Genomic DNA, 429 nt, shown 5'->3' with positions numbered 1-429 from the left:
TGCCCTACAGCGCGGGCGGCACCGGCGACCAGATCGGCCGGCTGGTCGGCGACAAGCTCGGCGAGCTGCTGGGCCAGCGAGTGCTGATCGACAACAAGGGCGGTGCCGGCGGCAACATCGGCGCCGAGGCGACGGTGCGTTCGCCGGCCGACGGCTACACGCTGGTGATGGCCGCCACCAGCCTGGCGAGCAACCCGGCGCTGGTGAAGAAGATGAGCTTCGATCCGGTCAAGGATCTGGTGCCCGTGAGCCAGTGCTGCGGTGTGCCGATGGTCGTGGTCGTGAACCCGGCGTTGCCGATCCGGAGCATCCACGAGCTGGTGGCCCACGCGCAGGCGAAGCCGGGCCGGCTGACCTTCGCGTCGTCGGGGATCGGCACCGGCAGCCACCTTGCCGCCGAGCTGTTCAAGCTGCTGGCCGGTGTCGACA

General features: G+C 70.2%; 1 protein-coding gene. It reads left to right on the top strand.

Annotated features, from left to right (window positions below; all coding sequences use genetic code 11):
* On the top strand, positions 1-429 hold a 429-nt coding region (locus I6F37_RS40995; RefSeq protein ID WP_249795473.1), incomplete at both ends, for a tripartite tricarboxylate transporter substrate-binding protein.

The organism is Bradyrhizobium sp. NBAIM08, from assembly GCF_020193935.1.
Classification (GTDB): domain Bacteria; phylum Pseudomonadota; class Alphaproteobacteria; order Rhizobiales; family Xanthobacteraceae; genus Bradyrhizobium; species Bradyrhizobium yuanmingense.
The sequence above is the reverse complement of the archived record's forward strand: the minus strand, read 5'-3'. Positions and strand labels throughout refer to the sequence as shown.